The 16,895-nt window shown below is 44.3% G+C and carries 16 protein-coding genes and 1 rRNA gene; all 17 read right to left on the reverse strand.

Annotated elements, in window-relative coordinates:
* A 16S ribosomal RNA gene (locus tag AB685_RS20145) occupies positions 1-192 on the reverse strand; the annotation flags it as partial.
* Between the two features lie 436 nt (positions 193-628).
* Positions 629-2,119 (reverse strand): lysine--tRNA ligase, encoded by a 1,491-nt coding sequence (gene lysS / locus AB685_RS20150; RefSeq protein ID WP_047972385.1) that lies wholly within the window; start codon positions 2,117-2,119, stop codon positions 629-631.
* Positions 2,120-2,282: 163 nt separating this feature from the next.
* On the reverse strand, positions 2,283-3,284 hold the full coding sequence (gene dusB / locus AB685_RS20155; RefSeq protein ID WP_047972386.1) for a tRNA dihydrouridine synthase DusB: 1,002 nt from the start codon (positions 3,282-3,284) through the stop codon (positions 2,283-2,285).
* A complete protein-coding gene (locus tag AB685_RS20160; RefSeq protein WP_047972387.1) occupies positions 3,284-3,514 on the reverse strand; it encodes a helix-turn-helix transcriptional regulator in 231 nt (76 codons plus the stop codon). The genes dusB and AB685_RS20160 overlap by 1 nt, the downstream gene beginning before the upstream one ends.
* The gene (gene folK, locus AB685_RS20165; protein WP_047972388.1) at positions 3,466-3,987 is read right to left on the reverse strand and encodes a 2-amino-4-hydroxy-6-hydroxymethyldihydropteridine diphosphokinase; all 522 of its coding nucleotides are present in this window, start codon (positions 3,985-3,987) and stop codon (positions 3,466-3,468) included. The genes AB685_RS20160 and folK overlap by 49 nt, the downstream gene beginning before the upstream one ends.
* Positions 3,984-4,346 (reverse strand): dihydroneopterin aldolase, encoded by a 363-nt coding sequence (gene folB / locus AB685_RS20170; RefSeq protein ID WP_047972437.1) that lies wholly within the window; start codon positions 4,344-4,346, stop codon positions 3,984-3,986. Before folB ends, folK begins: the two co-directional genes overlap by 4 nt.
* A complete protein-coding gene (gene folP / locus AB685_RS20175) occupies positions 4,339-5,193 on the reverse strand; it encodes a dihydropteroate synthase (protein ID WP_047972389.1) in 855 nt (284 codons plus the stop codon). The genes folB and folP overlap by 8 nt, the downstream gene beginning before the upstream one ends.
* On the reverse strand, positions 5,165-6,067 hold the full coding sequence (gene pabC, locus AB685_RS20180) for an aminodeoxychorismate lyase (RefSeq protein WP_047972390.1): 903 nt from the start codon (positions 6,065-6,067) through the stop codon (positions 5,165-5,167). The genes folP and pabC overlap by 29 nt, the downstream gene beginning before the upstream one ends.
* Before the next feature lies 1 nt (position 6,068).
* Complete coding sequence (gene pabA, locus AB685_RS20185; RefSeq protein ID WP_047972391.1) at positions 6,069-6,650, reverse strand: aminodeoxychorismate/anthranilate synthase component II; 582 nt, start codon at positions 6,648-6,650, stop codon at positions 6,069-6,071.
* Positions 6,647-8,077 carry an anthranilate synthase component I family protein gene (locus tag AB685_RS20190; protein WP_082153713.1) on the reverse strand — a complete coding sequence of 477 codons (1,431 nt, stop codon included), beginning with the start codon at positions 8,075-8,077 and terminating at the stop codon, positions 6,647-6,649. Before AB685_RS20190 ends, pabA begins: the two co-directional genes overlap by 4 nt.
* A gap of 774 nt (positions 8,078-8,851) precedes the next feature.
* A complete protein-coding gene (cysK, locus tag AB685_RS20195; protein WP_047972393.1) occupies positions 8,852-9,778 on the reverse strand; it encodes a cysteine synthase A in 927 nt (308 codons plus the stop codon).
* A gap of 93 nt (positions 9,779-9,871) precedes the next feature.
* Positions 9,872-10,801 (reverse strand): peptidyl-prolyl cis-trans isomerase, encoded by a 930-nt coding sequence (locus AB685_RS20200; protein ID WP_047972394.1) that lies wholly within the window; start codon positions 10,799-10,801, stop codon positions 9,872-9,874.
* A gap of 9 nt (positions 10,802-10,810) precedes the next feature.
* Positions 10,811-11,692, reverse strand: coding sequence for an Hsp33 family molecular chaperone HslO (gene hslO, locus AB685_RS20205; protein WP_047972395.1), 882 nt, complete (start codon positions 11,690-11,692; stop codon positions 10,811-10,813).
* Positions 11,693-11,714: 22 nt separating this feature from the next.
* Entirely contained in the window at positions 11,715-12,488 is a 774-nt protein-coding gene (locus AB685_RS20210) for a type III pantothenate kinase (protein WP_047972396.1), read from the reverse strand.
* 403 nt (positions 12,489-12,891) lie between these two features.
* Entirely contained in the window at positions 12,892-14,826 is a 1,935-nt protein-coding gene (gene ftsH / locus AB685_RS20215) for an ATP-dependent zinc metalloprotease FtsH (RefSeq protein ID WP_047972397.1), read from the reverse strand.
* Between the two features lie 90 nt (positions 14,827-14,916).
* Positions 14,917-15,465: a hypoxanthine phosphoribosyltransferase gene (gene hpt / locus AB685_RS20220; protein WP_047972398.1), complete on the reverse strand. Its 549-nt coding sequence runs from the start codon at positions 15,463-15,465 to the stop codon at positions 14,917-14,919.
* Positions 15,462-16,883 (reverse strand): tRNA lysidine(34) synthetase TilS, encoded by a 1,422-nt coding sequence (gene tilS / locus AB685_RS20225; RefSeq protein ID WP_047972399.1) that lies wholly within the window; start codon positions 16,881-16,883, stop codon positions 15,462-15,464. Before tilS ends, hpt begins: the two co-directional genes overlap by 4 nt.
* Positions 16,884-16,895 lie beyond the last annotated feature (12 nt).

Here is a 16,895-nt window from a genome sequence, read left to right on the forward strand (position 1 = left end):
GGTTCCTTATATTATCCGGTATTAGCTCCGGTTTCCCGAAGTTATCCCAGTCTCACAGGCAGGTTGCCCACGTGTTACTCACCCGTCCGCCGCTGACTTCTTAAAAGCAAGCTTTTAAGAAATCCGCTCGACTTGCATGTATTAGGCACGCCGCCAGCGTTCGTCCTGAGCCAGGATCAAACTCTCCAATAAAGAGTTTGAGCTTTTGCTCAAAATTTGCTAGCTTGTCTTGCTTTTCGTTCATTTGTTAATCCCATAGGATTAACGTTTGACGCTGTTGTTTTGTTTAGTTTTCAAAGATCATTTACTCTGTCGTCTCTCTCAAGGCGACTTTATAATCTTACCAAATCTTCCATTTCGTGTCAACAACTTTTTTCATTTCTTTTTTCGAAGAAGTGATGTCGTTTGTGACAACGAATATTAATATACCATCGCCAGAATACAAAGGCAATAGGTTTTTTCAATTATTTTCTCGAAACGATAATGTTGTAATAGTCTCATTATTCAAAGGTGACAATCTGTGCGTTTAAGAAGTCTACATTCCTTTAGATCCACTATTGATAATAGAGAAAAAATCAAACGAAAAACGCCGACCTTCTTTAAACAGAAGGGCGGCGCTCCTATAGAATTAACGTTGTCTCATTTGTGGGAATAACAGTACGTCTCTAATAGAAGGAGAGTTTGTCAGCAGCATCACAAGGCGGTCGATCCCGATGCCAAGTCCACCTGTTGGCGGCATGCCGTACTCCAACGCTTCAATAAAGTCGTGGTCCATCTCATGCGCTTCGTCGTTTCCTTGCTCTTTTTCTTTAAGCTGTGCTTCAAAACGTTCTTTTTGATCGATTGGATCGTTAAGCTCTGTAAAAGCATTTGCATGCTCACGGCCCACGATGAACAATTCAAACCGATCAGTGAAGCGTGGATCTTCTGCATTCTTCTTCGCAAGTGGAGAGATTTCCACAGGGTGTCCATAGATGAATGTAGGTTGAATTAACGTTTCTTCCACCTTTTGCTCGAAGAATTCGTTCAGAATGTGACCGAATTGCATATGTTCTGTGATCTGGATGCCATGTTCTTTTGCAAGAGCACGCGCTTCGTCGTCAGTCATCTGCTGCCAGAAGTCTACGCCTGTCGCTTCTTTAACAGCGTCTACCATGTGCAGTCGCTTCCATTCAGGTGTCAGATCGATTTCACTGTCTGCATATTGGACCTTGGTGCTGCCCAATACTTCCTTTGCAATATGAGCTACCAGATTTTCCGTCAGGCTCATGATGTCTTTATAGTCAGCGTATGCTTCGTATAGTTCAATCATCGTAAACTCAGGATTATGCCTTGTGGATACACCCTCGTTACGGAAGACACGGCCGATTTCATAAACTTTTTCCAAGCCGCCGACGATTAGGCGCTTCAGGTGAAGCTCAATTGCAATACGCATGTATAAAGTCATGTCTAGTGTGTTGTGATGTGTGATGAACGGGCGAGCAGATGCTCCTCCTGCGATGGAATGCATCATTGGCGTTTCCACTTCCAAATAGCCATTGTCGTCAAGGTAACGGCGCATTGATTGGATGATTCTGGAGCGCGCAATGAATGTTTCTCTGCTTTCTGGGTTTGTAATCAAATCCAGATAGCGTTGACGGTAGCGCTGTTCCACGTCTTTCAGGCCGTGGTATTTTTCTGGAAGTGGGCGCAACGCTTTTGTTAGCAGTTCAAAAGAAGTCACTTTAATAGAAAGCTCTCCCACTTTTGTTTTGAAAACAGAACCGGATACTCCGACAATGTCCCCGATATCTGCTGTATTGAAGATTTCATACGCCTCATCTCCAACGGCATCCTTACGAATGTATAGTTGGATTTGGCCTGTAAGGTCCTGGATGTGCGCAAAGCCTGCTTTCCCTTTGCCGCGCTTTGTCATGATACGACCAGCTAGTGTCACAGCTATTTCCTGTTCATCTAATTGTTCTTTCTCGATTTCCCCATACTGGTTGATCAATTCTTTTGAATCGTTTGTGCGCTCAAATCTTGCTCCGAACGGATCCAAGCCTTTGTCACGGTGTTTTTGTAATTTTTCTCTCCTAACCATCAACTGGTCATTCAAGTTCAATTCTTCCTGACTCATTCTATTCAACTCCAACTATTAGATTATCTACTTATATATGTAGCAGCTTTCTTTTATCTATCATATAGACTTTCCAACTATAAATAAAGCTAAAACTGCCAGTAGCAACTTACTGGCAGTTCCATATTGTTTTTGGGGTACGAGGTAATCGCCTTGCTTACCTTTAAACCACCTGTGAATGCATTGCTTCTTTTTGCTCGGACTCTTCAACAAGATTGTCTATCAGACCTACCATGTCCAAACGTGTATTGCATTCGTTGATAGAGTTACGAACCTTTGCGTTGCCACGGATATTCTTTAGATACCAAGCTGCATGCTTACGCATTTCACGTACTGCTACGTTTTCCCCTTTAAGGTCGATTAGACGATCAAGGTGTAGTTTACACACATCCATCTTTTCACGAATGGATGGTTCCCCGACCAGCTTACCTGTTTCCAGGTACTGTACAGTACGGTAGATCATCCAAGGGTTTCCGAGTGCCGCTCGACCGATCATGACACCGTCTACTCCCGTTTCCTCGAGCATTCTTTTTGCATCCTGCGGAGTTTGAACGTCACCGTTTCCGATAACAGGGATGTTCACAGACTCTTTCACTTGCTTGATGATGTCCCAGTCTGCATGGCCTTCATACATTTGGACTCTTGTGCGACCATGGACCGCAACCGCCTGGCCACCAGCACGTTCTACGGCACGGGCATTCTCTATTGCATAGATATGCTCCGCGTCCCAGCCGGTACGCATTTTCACAGTAACAGGCTTGTCTACTGCATCGACAACCGCTGAAACCATCTCATAGATTTTGTTAGGATCAAGCAGCCATCTTGCACCTGCATCACATTTCGTGATTTTCGGTACCGGGCACCCCATATTAATATCTATGATGTCGGCCGTTGTATTTTTGTCTACAAACTTTGCCGCTTCCACAAGTGTATTTTTTTCACCGCCGAAGATCTGCAGGCTTAGTGGTTTTTCACGTTCATCAATATAGAGCATGCCCATTGTTTTGGCGTTCTTATAGAGTATCGCCTTGTCACTTACCATCTCGGCACACACAAGGCCCGCTCCGAATTCTTTTACCGTCAGACGGAACGCGGCATTACATACTCCGGCCATCGGTGCCAGAACCACTTGGTTTTTCATGGTGATATCACCAATTTGCAACATTAGTTCTTGACCTCCTCTCTTGTTAATTCCGGTGGCGCGAGTTCTTCAACCGTAATGTTCAGTTCCTGTGCAATCGACTGAATCAGTTCCTCTGAAGGAACACGGTTTCCCCGTTCTACCTCTCCTAAAACAGAGACCGATATATGAAGATTTTTTGCAAATGATTCTTGGGTATATCCTTTCAGCTTTCGGTAAGCCCGGATACGTCTTCCCCACTTTTCGGCTTCCATACGTGTACCCCTTCTCTATCTTGTTGTGCAAGAAGTTCTTTTCTATTTATCTCTATGGGCAGATCTTGACTCTCAGCGATCTCAATTAAAGGAATAAAAACAAAAGCTCTTTCCCACATTCTCGGATGGGGAACATTAAGCTCTTCTGTTTCAATATTTTCTTGGTTATACAATAAAATGTCAAGGTCTAAAGTTCGTGGACCCCAATGAATCTCTCTTTTTCTGCCAAAAAAATGCTCAAACCCCTGTAACACCTTTAATAGATCAACAGGGCTTAACTGCGTTTTTACTTTAATTACCATGTTCAAAAATTTATCCTGTTCTGTATATCCAACAGGATCCGTTTCATAGATGGAAGATTCTTGTTCCACCGTGATTTGTTCGTGACGGCCAATTTTCTCGACTGCCTCATGAAGGTACCCGGCCCGGTCCCCTTGGTTGGACCCCAGAGCAATAAATACAGTATTCATTATGACCGACCCCTTGTAATCTCCACTGCAACAGAATCATAGTGTCCCGGGATAGGCGGGTCCGGCTTGATCGCTTTGACCGTGCAACGTTCAATCTGTTCGAAGGAATTCAAAATATCCTCTGCAATCCTCTCGGCCACCGTTTCCACCAGCTTATGCGTTTCACCCTCGACTACTTTTTTACAAGTATTATAAAGATCCGCATAGTTGACGGATTGTGTGAGGTCATCGGATTTACCGGCTTTGGAAAGGTCCAACTCCACTGTCAGATCCACCGAAAACCGCTGACCCAGTTTCGTTTCTTCCGGGAATACCCCGTGATAGCCATAAAACTTCATTTGATTTACATATATTTTATCGATAAGTAAGCCCTCCCTCTGAAAGCATGGCATCCATCATCTTCGCCATACGTGCAATCTCTTTTACATCATGCACCCGGACAATCTGGCAACCTTTCTGTATCCCAAGGCATATTGTGGCTCCTGTTCCTTCCATTCTCTCCTCCTCCGGTAGATCTAACACATGGCCGATGAACCTTTTTCTGGAGGTGCCAAGTAGAAGCGGGTATCCAAGCGTATGGAACTGATCGAGCTGCTGCATCACTTTCATATTGTCTTCAAATGTTTTGGCAAACCCAATACCAGGGTCCAAGATGATGTTTTCGTCCTTCACTCCGGCACGTTTTACCAATGTGATGCTCTCGAACAAGTCACTAATCATATCCGGGATCAATTGTTGGTAGTTCCGTTCTTTCCTGTTTTGCATGAGGATAATCGGTACTTGAAGTTCGGCTGCAACTGCGGACATGTCAGGATCCGCTTTTGCCCCCCATACATCATTGATGATATGAGCACCTGCCTGCATTGCCTGCCTTGCAACTTCAGCCTTGTAGGTGTCAATGGAAATCGGAACCTGCACTTCTTGTGAAATGGCTTGTATGACCGGAATGACCCGTTCAAGCTCCATCTCGAGAGTCACTTTTTCTGCGCCGGGCCTGGTCGATTCCCCGCCGATATCAAGGATGTCCGCCCCCTGCACCACCAATTCCTTGGCACGCATGACTGCCCGTTCCACCTCATTGTACTTGCCACCATCTGAAAAAGAATCTGGCGTGGCATTCAAGATCCCCATGATCAAGGTTTTTTCCCCTAGTGCCAATTCATATGGTCCACATGTCAGCTTAGTCTGATATAAGTTCGTATTTCCCATTTTTCACTTCAACCTTCTTTACTTGTTGATAGGACAACAGCTGCTGCTCTGTACTCTTTTTATATAAACCCTTCAGACAGGAGAGCCAGGAGGATTCCACCTCTGGAAAAGCTTTGCCATCCAGCCGATCGATCCGTACTATTTCTTGGGTCGAATTCGTGATGAAGACCTCATTCCCGTGAAGAAGATCTTCCGGAGTAAACATACCTTCTTGTACCTCTAGCCCAATGAGTGAACTTAGATGCAGGATGAACTTCCGTGTTACCCCGTTCAAAATTCCCGTCGAAATACTTGGGGTATAGATGGTGTCTCCTTTTATCCAGAAAATATTGGAGACAAGCCCCTCTGCCACATAGCCTTCCTGTGTAAGAAAGATTCCCTCTACTTCCGTTCTAGCTCCAAGCTCCCTTTTACCTAAAAGATTATTCAAATAGTGATGCGACTTCAATCTCGTGTCACCTTCAGGGGTGTTCCGCCTACGCTCCAAAAACACCGCACCCTTGCTTTCAATTGCCATTTGCGGAACCGGCCTTGTAAATAAAAGCAGGGACGGGGTATGGTAAGTCTCAGTCGGAAGTCCCCAGTTGCTAATGCCCGCTGTGACATTCAGACGGATTACCCCATCTGACACCTCGTTTTTCTTCAAGGCCTCCTCCACCAGTCCCTCCAGATACTCATCTGATTCATGCCAATCGATATAGACTGACTCCAACCCTTTTCTTAAGCGGATCAGGTGATCGTGGAACAAAAAGGGCATACCATTATACGTACGGAACGTTTCAAACAGTCCCACTCCATATAGAAAGCCATGATCCATGACCGAGACGTTCGTTTCCTCTATCGGCTGCCAGCTTCCATCCTTATAGACAATCATGCTACACCTTTTTCAAAGAGTAGGTATCAATAAAGTTCCGTAACAGCTCTTTACCTACTGAAGTCATGATGGATTCCGGATGGAATTGCACCCCTTCGATCGGCAGCTCTTTGTGGCGGATAGCCATGATTTCATCCTGATCCGTCCAAGCAGTGATCTCAAAGCAATCCGGCAACGTTTCCTTCTTTACAATCAAGGAATGGTACCTCGTTGCCACAAAGGGATTCTCCAATGTTTTAAAAATCGTTTTCTCATCATGGTGCATTTCGGACGTTTTACCATGCATCAGTCTTTCTGCCTGCACGACGTCCCCTCCGAATACCTGGGCGATGGACTGGTGTCCAAGGCATACCCCGAAGATTGGTTTCTTTCCTGCAAAGTACCTGATTACATCTAAGCTAATTCCCGCCTCATTAGGTGAACAAGGACCGGGAGATATCATTAAAAACTCGGGATTGAGCGCTTCGATTTCTTCAATGGTAATTTCATCGTTTCGTTTTACCATCAATTCCTCTCCAAGCTCCCCTAAATATTGCACCAAGTTGTACGTAAATGAATCATAGTTATCAATCATCAAAATCATACTCTCACCTCTGCTCGTTTTTTTTGCTCCTCTTCACTCAGCTCTTTTGCTTTCCATAGGGCCGCGGCTTTCTTCAGCGATTCCTTGTATTCCCGATTCGGCACGGAATCAATGACCACTCCGGCACCAGCCTGAACATAGGCCATACCGCCTTTGGCAATCATCGTCCTGATGGAGATGTTCAGTTCCATTTCCCCATCATAACCAATCCACCCTATGGAACCAGTATATACAGAACGCCTGACCGGCTCAAGCTCTTCAATGATTTGCATCGTCCTTACTTTTGGCGCTCCTGTAATGGTGCCGCCCGGGAAGGTCGCATCGATGATATCGGAAATATTTTTGTTCTCAGCCAGGACCCCTTGCACATTTGAAACGATATGCATCACATGTGAATACTTTTCAATGGCCATGAATTCATTCACTTCAACCGTGCCGTACTTGCAGACCCGGCCGAGGTCGTTCCGCTCAAGGTCCACAAGCATCACATGCTCCGCTCGCTCTTTTTCATTATCGATCAGCTCTTGGGCAAGCTTACGGTCCTCTTCATCTGTCATGCCGCGAGACCTTGTACCAGCAATTGGTCGCGTACTCACTATATTGCCTTTTTTCTTTACCAAAAGTTCCGGGGAACCGCTGACCAGCTGGAAGTCCGGGAACTGAAGGTACCCCATGTATGGGGACGGGTTGATTTCTCTTAGCGCAGTATAAATCTCCATAGGGTGGGTCTTGAGCGGTTCCGCCTGTCTGACAGAAAGGTTCACCTGGAATACATCACCTTGAGCAATATATGATTGGACTTTCTTTACCGCTTCCATAAAGTCCGCTTCTGTAAAAGAAACTTCCCTTTCGGACATGGCTAGTTTTTCTGGATTGTATGGATAGATAGCTTCCTCGTTTGGACTTGTCCATTGCTCGCGATATTGCTGCAGACGTTCCTTGGCCGACTCTTCCTCCCCTTCAAGCGAATGAGAGATTAAAAAGAGCATTTTCTCTTCTTTGTCATAAACGAACACATCATCAAACAATAAGAAATACAGGTCTGGCAACGCGAGGTCATCTTCAGCGAATTCGGGAATTCGCTCGATGTAGCGGACACAGTCATATGTCAAATAGCCAATTGCTCCACCTGTGAAATCAGGAAAGCCGGGTAATTTCCCGATGGACCGTTCAGAGATAATTTCCTGCAATAACAAAAGCGGATTTCCTGTTCTCTTTTCCTTTTTTCCATCCAGATAATCTACTTGCAGTTCTTCGCCTTTACCTTGAACCGATGCTACAGGATCCAGACCGATAATGTGAAATTTCCCACCACGTCCGCTCTCTAACAGGACATGATACGGCTTGTCCTTAGCAAGTGTTTTATATCGGGTAAACCACTGATTCTCATCCAACTTTATCTTAAGACCTACAGGTACCTTTTGCATTCTTGCTGTCACGCTCCTAAATTGCATACTACCTTTATATTACATGAAATTTATGTAGGGATGCACGATAAAAAACTGATTTGATTTTTGGGATGGATGGACAGGCATTGGTTGTTCCTTTAACTCCTGTAGATTTCCGTTCCAGTTGTTCGCTTTCCGCGGGACGATGCTTGAGCCTCCTCACTTCGTTGCGGGGTCTCAACCAACCGTAACCCCCCGCAGGAGTCTCACACCTTGCACTACAATCTACAGGTGTAGACGTAGTATCAAGATTGTTCCCATTATCATCTGATTTGTATGGAATTTCGTTAACATAAGTACCGCCCTAATAAATAATTTGGTATCCTAGCTGGTGATTGGAGCACAGGGCGAAGACTCCTTCGGGAGGTAGCGCTTAGGGGAGACCCCACAGGCTTGCCGAGGCCACTGAAAAAACTAAAAAATATAGATTTTGATGATTTCTAGCTGTTGCTTGGAGCAAAAGACGTAGACTCCAGCGGGGGAGTAGCGACAATCTTGAGACCCCGCAGGGCATAGCCCGAGGAGGCTCAAGGTCGCCCCGCGGAAAGCGAAGTATTTTGCGAAAAGCAACAGCGGTGTTTAACCAAAACCTAGAATTAAGTACTTTTTCAGTGGCCACCAGGCTTGCCGAGGAGGCTCCCTAAGTGCCCCGAGGAAAGCGAAGCCCAGTGCGGAAATCACCAGCGGTGCGTTTCAGGTAACCAACATAAGAAAAGGGAAACAGCTCAACAGACTGTTTCCCCTTAAGGTAACCTATTCTTCAAATTGATATAATGGCGTGCTCAAATAGCGTTCCCCGTTACTTGGTATGACCGCAAGGACCTTTTTGCCTTTTCCAAGCTCCTTTGCCACTTGCAGAGCAGCCGAAATGGCAGCCCCTGATGAAATACCGCCAAGTATTCCCTCCTGCTTTGCCGCAAGTCTTGCATACTCAAACGCTTCTTCATTTTTCACCGTAATAACCTGATCATAGATTTTTGTATCCAAGATGGATGGAATAAATCCGGCTCCGATTCCCTGAATCTTATGCGGTCCGGGCTTTCCACCGGATAGTACCGGGGAATCTGCAGGCTCCACTGCTACAATTTTGATGCCGGGGTACGTTTCTCTTAAAATTTCACCCGCACCAGTAATGGTGCCGCCTGTTCCGATACCTGATACAAAAGCATCCAAACCGTCGCCAAACTGTTCTACAATCTCTTTTCCTGTCGTTCTTCTATGAATTTCAGGATTTGCGGGGTTGTTGAACTGTTGTGGCATAAATAGACCTTTTTCCTTTGCCAGTTCTTCCGCTTTCCGGATTGCGCCACCCATTCCTTCAGGCCCAGGTGTCAGCACAAGTTTCGCTCCATACGCTCTAAGAAGGTTTCTTCGTTCCAAACTCATCGTTTCCGGCATGACCAGAACCGCCTTCAACCCTTTGGCTGCAGCTATCATCGCTAGACCGATACCGGTGTTCCCACTTGTCGGTTCGATAATCGTGTCGCCTTCTTTCAGTTTGCCATCTTCAATAGCGGCATCAATCATCGCTAGCGCAATACGGTCCTTAACGCTACTACCTGGATTCATGAATTCAAGCTTAAGGTACACATCAGCCATACCTTCTTCTACAATTCGATTCAGCTTTACGACGGGAGTTTTCCCTACTAACTCATCAATAGAATTTGCTACTCGTACCATTATTTTTCCCCCTGTCTTTAAAACTTAGTGTTTTTGTCGGATTAATCCCATTTAACACCATTAAATCTGAATTGTCAATTTATTCGGTTCGACCTATTGTGCAGTTGGGAGGTTCCAATCCACTCCGACCTCATCCCAGAAAATCGAAGCATCTACAGAACCGTCCATATGTTCCATAGCCAAGTGTCTGCGAATTTGATCTTTTACATCCTCAAAGGAATAAGTAACTCCGTCCATTTTTTCATGTAGATAGATTACCGCATACTTTCCATCCACAGAAAAGGGTTCACTCCAAGATTTTTCCTTCAACTTTGCAGCCTCTGTCATATAGGCCGGTGGATAGACTTGGGTTTCATGTGTAAGAAAACCGAGGTCTCCTCCTTGATTGGCCGTCAACTCATCAGTAGACACTTCCATGGCAAGAGAGGTGAAGTTGGAGCCTTCCTCCAATTCCTTGACTACAGCGTCAGCTTCTTTCTTGGTTTCTAATATGATATGGGAAAGATGAAAAGCATCCTCAATAGTATAAAGCTGTTTATTTTCTTGATAAAAGCTTTCAAGCTCTGTCTCAGGAATTGCCACATCCTTTACAAGCAGTTCTTCAAGTAGCAGGCTCGAGCGAATCTGCTCTTTGACCAGCTCCTCAGAAGAGTTGGCATGCAATGGAGATCGGCTATACATGGTTTTGATCATTTTCCATTCTCGATCCACGGACTGCTCAGAAACGGTTACTTTATATTTTTCAGCAATCTGTTTGACGACCTCTTTATTAACCATTTTCGTGAGCATTTCCTGGCCATACATTCCTTCTAGTTCCTCCAACATATCTTTTCTTGTAATGACTGTATCCCCTACTGTTGCGACAATGTTCGCCTGCCCATTTACAAAAGCGCTTGCGTCCGCCGCCTCTTTCAGGGAAAAGGTTTGTTTCACTACCACAGCTAATGTGAGGCAGTTAATTATCACAAGACCAAAAATGATATTCCATACCCACTTCTGCTTTAATCTCCGTTTTTGGTTCATATGTGCCCCCTAGCCCCTTACTTGCTCCCTCATAGCTTCCAGTTCCACTTTACTGAACATATACTTAGCGTTACAGAAATGACAGTGCGTTTCTGCCTGCCCGTCCTCCTCGATAATTTCCGTAATATCCTTTTCTCCCAATGAGATGATGGCTTGTTCAAAGCGTTCTTTGGAGCATGTACACTTGAACTCGATAGGCATCGTGTCCAGGAACTTAATGTTTCCCTCTCCAAGGATTTCTGTCAAAAGTTCCTCTGGAGTCAGCCCTTTTTCAATCAGCTTGGAAACAGGAGTCATATTGTTTATTTTATCTTCAATAACAGTAATCGTTTCTTCTGAAGTGCCTGGTAAAAGCTGAATAATAAAGCCACCTGCTGCCAGGATGGTGTTATCAGGATTGACAAGTACTCCCACTCCTACTGAAGATGGGATCTGCTCAGAGGATACGAGATAGTATGTAAAGTCCTCTCCAAGCTCTCCTGATACCAACTCTGTTTGTCCTGAAAAGTGCTCTTTTAATCCTAAGTCCTTAACAACGGAAAGCGTTCCGTTTGTCCCAACCGCCCGCGCTACATCCAGTTTCCCGTGCTGGTTAAGATCAAAATGCGTTTGTGGATTTGTCACATAGCCTCGTACTTGTCCCTTTGCATTGCTATCGACAAGGATTGCTCCGATTGGTCCACCGCCTTCAATTTTAACTGTCAGTTTATTTTCACCTTTCAACATTGCTCCTAGCATAACGGATGCGGTCATTGCCCGGCCCAACGCAGCAGAAGCGGTCGGCCATGTTTGATGGCGTCTTTGCGCCTCCCCTACTGTATCTGTAGTTCTGATTCCATATGCACGTACTTGCCCTTCAAAAGCTAAAGCTCTTACGAGATAGTCTGACATGTTAGTTAGCCCCTTTCACGGTTCAATCCTCTTTAGTATTTTTCATGTAAATTAAATGCAGCCCCTTCAACGTCAAGAAAGGATCTACAATATCTATGACATCTGATTCGTTCCCTATAAGCGCAGCGAGTCCTCCTGTTGCGATAACCTTTGGGGTCACATCGCTTTGCTTTTTCATACGATTTACGATGCCCTCCACTTGGCCAACATACCCAAAAAGAATACCAGCCTGCATCGCACTGACTGTATTCTTCCCGATAACATCATCCGGACGCGCTATTTCAATTCTTGGAAGCTTTGATGCTCTTGAATAGAGCGCCTCCGTGGATATGCTAATTCCAGGGGCAATCGCTCCACCCATGTACTGCTTGTGTTCATTAATATAGCAATACGTCGTTGCAGTACCAAAATCGACAATCACCAATGGACTTCCGTATAAATGGATACCCGCAACCGCGTTGACGATTCTGTCCGCTCCCACTTCTCTCGGGTTTTCGTATTTTATATTCAAGCCTGTTTTAATTCCAGGTCCGACAATCAGCGGTTTTAAGTGAAAATATTTTTGGCACATTCTCTCGAGAGAGAACATGATAGGTGGTACTACGGAAGAGATGATAATTCCTTCAAAGTCTTTGAAGCTTAAGCCCACATGTTCAAGTAATGATTTGAAAATCATTCCGAATTCGTCTTCGGTCTTGTTGCGGCTAGTTTCCACTCGCCAATGATGCTTTAGTTCTTCTCCTTCATATACACCGATTACGGTATTGGTATTCCCAACATCCAACACAAATAACATTTATATCCCCCACTATGTATTAAAATTAGTTTCATTATACTATATGGTAACCTAACTAACCCAATAGAAATAATTATTCCTTGGGAAATCATGATTCGACAAAATATTAGTATTCGGATTTACTCCCTGTTTCTTTCCGTTCCGGGGTTCGCTTTCCGCGGGGCGACCTTGAGCCTCCTCGCTTCGTTGCGGGGTCTCAAGATTTTCGCTACTCCCCCGCAGGAGTCTACGCAATTTGCTCCAATCAACTGCTGGAAAACACACAAACTATAATAGTTTTCCAGTGTCCTCCAGGCTTACCAAAGAGGTTCCCGAAGCGGCGCCTGGAACGGAAATCAACAGTTATTACAAGAACCTTAATCACAAAAAAGATGCCTGAGTCTAAATCCAGGCATCTTTTTGCTTATTCAGTCTTATTGTCATCCGTAGATTCGGTTTTGTCTGCTTCTTTCTTAGAGCTGATGTTCACTTTTACATCATCCCCACCGTCCGTTTTCACTGGAAGTTCCGGAAGCTTCCCTTTTTCATAAAGGCTCTTGATTTGATCTGCATCAAGTGTTTCAACCTCTAATAAAGTTTGGGCTACAAGCTCAAGTTTGTCACGGTTTTCTGTAAGAATCTGTTTTGCACGAGCATAACTTTCTTTAATAAAGCGTTGGATTTCCAAATCAATGTCATGGGCAATCGCATCACTGTAGTTTTGTTCATTTTGAATATCACGACCAAGGAAGACTTGCCCGCCTGAAGCTTGACCAAACTGCAACGGCCCAAGCTTTTCGCTCATACCGTATTCTGTTACCATTTTTCTGGCGATTCCTGTAGCGCGTTGGAAGTCATTGTGTGCTCCAGTACTTGCTTCACCAAAGGTAATTTCCTCCGCTACACGCCCTCCAAGAAGACCTGTAATTTTATCTAGCAATTCAGGTTTTGTCATAAAGTAGCGATCTTCTCTCGGAAGCATAACTGCATATCCGCCAGCTTGACCACGAGGTACAATCGTTACTTTATGGACCATATCCGCTTCATCAAGGACTACCCCAATAATCGTATGGCCTGCTTCATGGTATGCGACGATATTGCGTTCTTTTTGAGAGATAACTCTGCTCTTCTTGGCAGGTCCAGCAATGACGCGATCAATTGCTTCATCGATATCAAACATGTCGATGCTCTTTTTATCATTTCTAGCTGCAACAAGTGCCGCCTCGTTAAGGAGGTTCTCTAAATCAGCTCCAGAGAATCCCGGTGTTCGCATCGCGATTGTCTTCATATTGATATTATCGTTTAAAGGCTTGTTTCTAGCATGTACTTTAAGTACCGCTTCACGTCCTTTTAAGTCTGGACGATCTACCGTTATTTGACGGTCAAAACGACCAGGTCTTAGTAATGCCGGGTCAAGAATATCCGGTCTATTCGTCGCTGCAATCATAATGATACCTTCATTTGCACCGAAACCATCCATTTCAACAAGCAATTGATTCAAGGTCTGCTCACGCTCATCGTGGCCACCACCTAAACCGGCTCCACGTTGACGACCTACTGCATCAATTTCATCAATGAAGATGATACATGGTGCATTTTTCTTCGCGTTTTCGAATAGGTCACGTACACGTGATGCACCAACCCCGACGAACATTTCCACAAAGTCAGAACCACTGATAGAGAAGAATGGTACGCCAGCTTCTCCTGCAACAGCTCTTGCAAGTAATGTTTTACCTGTACCTGGAGGTCCTACAAGAAGTACCCCTTTAGGAATACGTGCACCAAGCTCGGAGAATTTGCGTGGATCCTTCAAGAATTCCACTACCTCGACAAGCTCCTGCTTTTCCTCATCCGCACCGGCAACATCTGTGAATTTAACCTTTTTCTTCTCTTCACTGTATAGCTTCGCCTTACTCTTACCAAAGTTCATCACACGACTTCCGCCGCCTTGCGCTTGATTAAGTAAGAAGAAGAATAAGATAAAGATAATGACAAAAGGAATGATGGAAGTAAAGAAGGTTACCCAACCGCTCGTTTCTTCCGCAGGGTCAACTGTCATTTGAATGTTTTGTTCTTCTGCAATGTTTTCCACGCGCTCTAGAGCACTCGCACTGTTAGGGAACACCGTTACAAATGTTTCGCCTTCAGTTGCACCTTCCAATTTACCACGCGCCTCATAGACAGAACGCGTTGGCTGGATGGTGAATTCTTTCACCTTATTTTCCTCAAGATTCTGGATGAATGTATTATAAGTGATCGGTTTTTCGCTCGTGTCAGGGCTATTGAAAAAACTTACAACACCGATGACCACTAAAAATATTAATAAATAAAAGATTGTATTACGAAATATTCTGTTCATCCCTTACCTCCTCCCACGATAGCCAAACTAAACCAATAGTAACATAGTAAATTAATCCAATTCAAGGAAACTGTATCGTATCGGGTTAGCTTATTCTTCTACGTTAGAATAAATTTCTGGTTTCAATACTCCGATATACGGAAGGTTACGATATTTTTCAGCGTAATCAAGGCCGTATCCTACAACGAACTCATCCGGTACGATGAACCCGACATAGTCAGCTTTAATATCCGCTTTTCTTCCACTTGGTTTATCAAGTAAAGTGACAATTTTAATGGACTTGGCTTTGCGGTACCGGAACAGTTCCACCAGATAGCTTAGAGTCAAGCCGCTGTCGATAATGTCCTCGATGATCAGTATGTCTCTTCCTTCAACGGAAGTGTCCAGATCCTTCAGGATTTTCACTTCTCCTGAGGAAACGGTGGAATTTCCATAGCTTGAAACATCCATGAAATCCATTTCCAAATATGTATCCATACGTTTAATAAGGTCGCCCATGAATGGCATTGCACCCTTCAGCACTCCGATTGCCAAAGGAAAACGATCACTGTAGTCCTCTGTTAATTGCGCACCCAGTTTTCTTACTTTTACTTGAAGCTCTTCTTCGCTAAAGAGTACTTTTTCGATATCTTTGTTCATTTCGTTGTTGCCTCCCAAACTTTTTGACTCGTCTTGCAGGTTAATACTAAAACAGGACCCATCGTTTCCTCTGTTGCTTCAAAAGTGGAACGTTTAAGCATGGGCATCCATAAAATCTTATTTGCGGAATCCACAATCAAAGGCCATGTATTTCGTTGCTGTATTGGTATTTTGCCTTCTATGAAGATGCTTTTAATTTTTTTGGAGCCGTTCGTCCCCTTCAGTTTTATACGATCTCCGTCCAAACGGGTTCTCGCATGAAGCGGAAGCGCAACCTTGGATAAATCAATTACAGCTTGATTCTCTTTGACATCTGTTTGTTTATAGTGTGTCCAAATCTCGCTTGTGATGATATCATCTGTTGGCAGCGTCACATTGCCTGGGACTTCAAGTGTATACTTGTAGGCATTATCAATCCCATCCTTGTCAAATGTCAATGTGCATTCATTATAGGATCTGATAACCTGTAAGCCATTAGGGAAATGCAGCCTTCCAGAAGGGTGTTCACTTTCCAATAAGGATAATAAATTATCAATATGTATAGAGGAAAGAGATGGAGGAATTTCATTATTATAGAGATAGTTTAATATTAGTTGAATCCCACGCCTTTGTAAAGGTTTAGCCATGAAAAGCAACGGTTTTCTACTCAATACCACTCTATCTTTCGTTTTGCTTCTAATAACGTTATTCCATTCCTTTTCTACTAATGCCTCTATGTATTGTTCATTCTCCTGTAACTGCTCACTGAAGGCCTGGAACTTCTCATGAAGTCCGGGGAATTCCTCCTTCAGTAAAGGTAGGACATGATGCCGCAACCGGTTTCTTCGGTATGCGTCCTTGTCATTACTTGGGTCATGCCTAAATGGAACCTCATGGTGCTTTAAATACTCCATGATATCCTCCTTGGTAATAGACAGCAACGGACGGACAATCATTCCATTTTCAGTTGACCGTTTAGGAAGGATACCGGAATACCCCACCATGGATGCCCCTCTTCCAAGTCTCATCAGGATTGTTTCCACCTGATCATCTGCATGGTGACCAAGTGCCAATACTCCTGCACCGTGCTTCACCATTACCCTTTCATAAAAGGCATAACGGCATTCTCTTGCTGCGACTTGAGGACTGAGCTTTTTTTCTCTTTGGTACGCTGCCACATCGATTTGTTGGGCTTCAAATAGCAGGTTCCTTCTTTCACATTGTTGCTTGACAAAATTCATATCTTCTTCGGATTCCTTCCCACGGAACATATGATCGACATGAGCAACTACAAGTTTTATGCTCTTGGCGTCCTTGATGGAATTCAAATAATGAAGCAAACCCATGGAATCTGCTCCACCACTAACGCCAACCACCACAATCGAATTGTTTGGCAACATGTCATATTTATCTATGAAAGTCGAGACAGTTTCCCACATACAGTTTACCCA

The organism is Bacillus sp. LL01 (assembly GCF_001037965.1).